Genomic DNA, 4302 nt, shown 5'->3' with positions numbered 1-4302 from the left:
TGCATCTCTACAGAATCTTTTGGTAAAATTCATAATGAAATCAAGAGATTCTCTGGGTGTGCGCTACAGATTCTCTACAGAATCAGCTTCCCCCCTCTAAAAATGTGGTCGAAAACACTCAAACCCTTGATTTATAAAGGAAAAAAGGCAAATTTTAAATTTGCGTTAGGTGTGTGTCAGAGTAAAGAATTAATGATATTTTAATAATAGAACCTGGCTTAATCTTTACCCTAGATCACCAGGTCTTTTTACCCATTCCAGGCAATTAAAATGCCTAATAGAACACCCTAAAAAAAGAATAGAATGAACGCCCTTTTTATTATTGTTTTTTATAATGCCCTTATTATCGTTTTTATCCTCTTTTCTGCTTATCTGTACTTAATGTATAAGCGTAAAAAGCACATCAATGCTTTATTAGAAAAAATGTCGAGCTCTTACGCTAAATTTGCAATGAATAACCAGGCTCAGATGCAATTTGAGAAAAGAAAAAGAGAGTGGGAAAGAAAACACCCAATAAAGGCTCTAAAACAACGCATTAAGCGATTTTTTAATTGAGATTAATAAAACCTTTGATATGATGAAAAGGTGAAGAAATTCGCTCTCATATGAATAACAATGGTGCAAAATCTCCTTGCACCCATTAACCGTAGAAAGTTACTCGTCTCTCTTTCTGCGGTTTTTTTTGTTATTATAATCGGGCGAAAAAAATAAGAGATAATTTCGCATTTGCCTAAACGAGCTTAATCTGTCGATTCATCGGATTAAGTTTTTTTTTGCCATAGTTTGTTCTCCTACAAGCTATGGCTTTTTTTACGTTCAAAAAAATGAAAATCCATAAAATCATTGGCACTTGTTGGCAATAATTTTATGGATTGTATCTTAATAATTTTTTTGTTTAGCTGATTTAAAATCTACGATATAAACGGTTTCTCTACCAATAAGGAATTTTACAAGATATTTCCCGTTAAGAATGGGGATTTCCTTTTTCTTTCTAAGACGGTACACATCTGCCGTGAAAGAAAGTTTATCAACCTCACTCTTGATAGCATCATAAAAATTTTCTGCAATAACCACATTTTGAGATTGTTCTAGAATGTATTGTGCTTGCCGCAGTAGTTTATTTTCTGCTAGTTCATACCATTTGATCGAGTAATCAAATTTCATCAAGTTTTAGTACCTGTTTCAGGTTTTTCATCACATCTTCATGAGAAGTTGATTTTACTAATCCATTTTCTAATTGATGCAGTAAATGAAGTTCTTCGTTTGTATAGAGGGGTTCTTTTTTCTCAAATGTTTGAGTATTGGGTAATGCTATTTGCATAATTCCTCCTTTTTCATATAAGGGTAGTTTATCAGAAAAATTTTTAATCAAAAAATAGGATGAAAACTATATCCCCTATCCTGCATTAGCATTTTTTGGTGAGCTGTAACATTGCATAAACAAGCGATTTAAGTGAGTAAAATGATTTAACATAATCGCACTTTATGCGAAACCAGGTGCTTAACTATGCAATTAAGGCTCTAAAAAAAACAAAGAAAAAACAAAGCAGGGGTATAAGCAGATAAAACAGGGCATACGGCGAGAGCTTTTTGCCAATAATGAGCATTATTTAACCCTTCAACGCCAAAATGCGTCTGGCACCGTTAAGTACAATCCCCCCCGTGATGGTGCCGATAATCAGATCTGGATAATTGGAACCGGTCCACGCGACCAGGGCGCCGGCGGTGATGCCCCCCAGGTTGATCACCACGTCGTTGGCCGAGAATATCAAGCTTGCCTTCATGTGCGCCCCGCCTTCCCGATGTTTGGATATGAGCAGTAGACAACTGGTATTGGCAATCAATGCGACGAATGCGATAGCCATCATCACCAGAGATTCAGGCTCACTACCGAATACAAAGCGTCTCACCACCTCTACGAGCACGCCCACAGCCAAGATCAGTTGCAGTACACCAGCAAGATGCGCGGCACGTACCTGCATTTTCACGCTATGTCCAACCGCATAAAGGGCAAGCCCGTACACCGCCGCATCGGAAAAATTGTCCAGGGATTCTCCAATCAGGCCTGTGGACTGGGCGATCAGACCGGCAGTCATTTCCACCACGAACAGAAGTGCATTGATGCCGAGCAACCAGCGTAGGGTCCCGGATTCTTGCTTAGCAGAAGCTGCCGAAAACTCGGCGGCCTTGATGGTCTCTGGATTTGCAGCGACGGTTTCCTGAAGCGAGGCGCCTAGCCCCAAGGTCTTCAGTTTCGAGGTGACGGGCTCGACCTCGCCGTCATGCACGACCTTCAGCCGGCGGTTCGACAAGTCGAAGGACAGCGCCCGAATCTCCTCAAAGCCGTTCAGGGCTAGGCGAATCATTCGTTCTTCTGATGGACAGTCCATCTTCGGCACTGCATAAACACTGACCCATCTCCCTGGCGCCTCGGAGGAGGCCTGTATATCGGTATCCGCTGCGGACGTTGCATCACCGCCACAGGCGCCACCACAGGATTTGCTCATAATACGACTCCACTTGAACAATGTTGTGGTACCATTTTAAACTATAAAGCTACTATAAGGCCAATAGAGTAAAGAATCCGTTGGGGAGGAGGCTGATGCGCATTGGTCAGTTGGCATAGCTGAATGAAGTCGCCTACGGCTCCGATTTTTTATATACCACTTCGGGGCTTTATGGTTTCTTTTGCTTAAAATCCATATTAATAAATAATCTTTTTAATTCTTTCTTTTCTTCATCTGATAGCCTAATCCCTTGAGCAACACGCATAGCAAAATCATTAGGAATATTATTAAATTCTGCATTGAATAAAAAAATAAAAAATTAGGGCTGAAAGCCCCCAAAAAGAGCCTTTAGGCTCTATTTTTTGTATTCTTGTTTGTATTCTTGTTTGTAGGCTCTGGGATCGCTTGTCGCACAAGGGGTTTGCGATTTATAAGACTACAGATTTACGGTTATAAGACTACAAATTTACGGTTAAAAGACTACAAATTTACGGTATTTGACTACTTGTATTTTTTATTGTAGTCTTTAATGGCTGTTTGTTACCTTAAGGGTGGGTTATGACTGATACATCATTAACAATTTCTAAAGCTAATAGTTTTGTTCAAGCTAGTTATTCCATGACTCTTGATGAAATGAGAATTTTGTCTTTGACGCTAGGTGTTTTTAATCCTGAAAATCCTATTAAACGTGGGTTTGATTTTACTATTGCGGATTTCTGTAAGCATTTTCCTGATGTTGATGAAAAATCAGCTTATACCCAGGTTAGGAATGCAATACTTAAAATATCAAAGCGTTGGATTGTATTGGTAGATAATGAAAAAGAATTAACTGAAGTGGTTTTAGTTAATAAGAGAACATATTTCAAAAAAGAAGGGCGTTTTTATATCGAATTCCATGAGGATTTACTACCCTATATCGCGCAGTTGCATAATAACTTTACTAAATATCAATTGGTAAATATTGGTGCTTTTTCTAGTACGCATACAATTCGATTATATGAATTATGCTCTCAATATAGGGATACAGGGTGGAGACAAACAAGTGTTGATGAGCTTAAAGATTGGTTACAAGTTTCGGATAAATACGATAGATATAATAATTTTAACCAGCGTGTTTTAACGCCCGCTATTGATGAAATCAATGCTAAATCGGATCTTCTTGTAAGTGTTGAGCCGATCAAGCGAGGGCGCAGCATTGTTTCGTTAAAGTTTACAATTAAAAGCAAGAAAAGTGCGGTAAAAATCGAACAGAAACGCCCGGCGTTCCCCCATAAAAACAAGTATGGTTCTTTCGTTAAGTTTGATGCGCAAAATCCAAAGTTTAGCTCGCATGAATACGCTATTTACGCTAAGGATTGTCTATTAAAGCTAGATGGTTTTTATGAGGTGATAGATGATGTGCCGCTAGATGACCTGGTGCATTATGCTAAATTTTTAGCGGTCAATGAAAGTCATAAGTCAAAATTTGGGAAAGAGCGTGATATTTGGGCTGAATTGAAAAAGAGAGGTTATAAGCTATCACTTTATGAATTAGTAGAGATACCTAAAAATCAGATAGATTTTGTTGAATAGATTTATTTATACCTGACATAATTTCTCCTTGTTTAGTTGTGATGAAAATCATTGTGATAAGAATTGCCTAAGTCTTTTGTAAAAGAAAATGAGCGTTTTTGTATTTAAAATTAAGACGCCGTCACAAAAAAAATCTAAAATAAACTCATAAAACATTCATCAGGAAACGTGAGGTATTTGCTGTTTTTTGGGTTTTTTAGATGCAAAATTGCATCTCTACAGA

Annotated in this window: 5 protein-coding genes; 2 read left to right on the top strand and 3 right to left on the bottom strand. The window is 38.1% G+C overall.

All coding sequences use genetic code 11. The features are described from left to right. The coding region (locus tag A8M50_RS09020; protein WP_216818623.1) for a hypothetical protein at positions 1–204 on the top strand (204 nt) is incomplete at its 5' end. Positions 205–879: 675 nt separating this feature from the next. On the opposite strand, the gene A8M50_RS02800 is transcribed toward A8M50_RS09020, so the two are convergent. The 3 genes from A8M50_RS02800 to A8M50_RS02795 all read right to left on the bottom strand — a co-directional run bounded on the left by A8M50_RS02800 (position 880) and on the right by A8M50_RS02795 (position 2507). Continuing rightward, positions 880–1164, bottom strand: coding sequence for a type II toxin-antitoxin system RelE/ParE family toxin (locus tag A8M50_RS02800; RefSeq protein ID WP_005636121.1), 285 nt, complete (start codon positions 1162–1164; stop codon positions 880–882). Further along, a complete protein-coding gene (locus A8M50_RS08985; RefSeq protein WP_005646127.1) occupies positions 1154–1321 on the bottom strand; it encodes a hypothetical protein in 168 nt (55 codons plus the stop codon). The genes A8M50_RS02800 and A8M50_RS08985 overlap by 11 nt, the downstream gene beginning before the upstream one ends. A 289-nt stretch (positions 1322–1610) precedes the next feature. Next, on the bottom strand, positions 1611–2507 hold the full coding sequence (locus tag A8M50_RS02795; protein ID WP_005646129.1) for a cation efflux transmembrane domain-containing protein: 897 nt from the start codon (positions 2505–2507) through the stop codon (positions 1611–1613). Positions 2508–3065: 558 nt separating this feature from the next. On the opposite strand from A8M50_RS02795, the gene A8M50_RS02790 reads away from it, so the two are divergent. Then, positions 3066–4079, top strand: coding sequence for a replication initiation protein (locus A8M50_RS02790; protein WP_005646131.1), 1014 nt, complete (start codon positions 3066–3068; stop codon positions 4077–4079). The last annotated feature ends 223 nt before the right edge of the window (positions 4080–4302 follow it).

This window comes from Haemophilus haemolyticus (assembly GCF_001679045.1).
Lineage (GTDB): Bacteria > Pseudomonadota > Gammaproteobacteria > Enterobacterales > Pasteurellaceae > Haemophilus > Haemophilus haemolyticus.
This window is presented reverse-complemented; position numbering and strand designations above follow the sequence as displayed.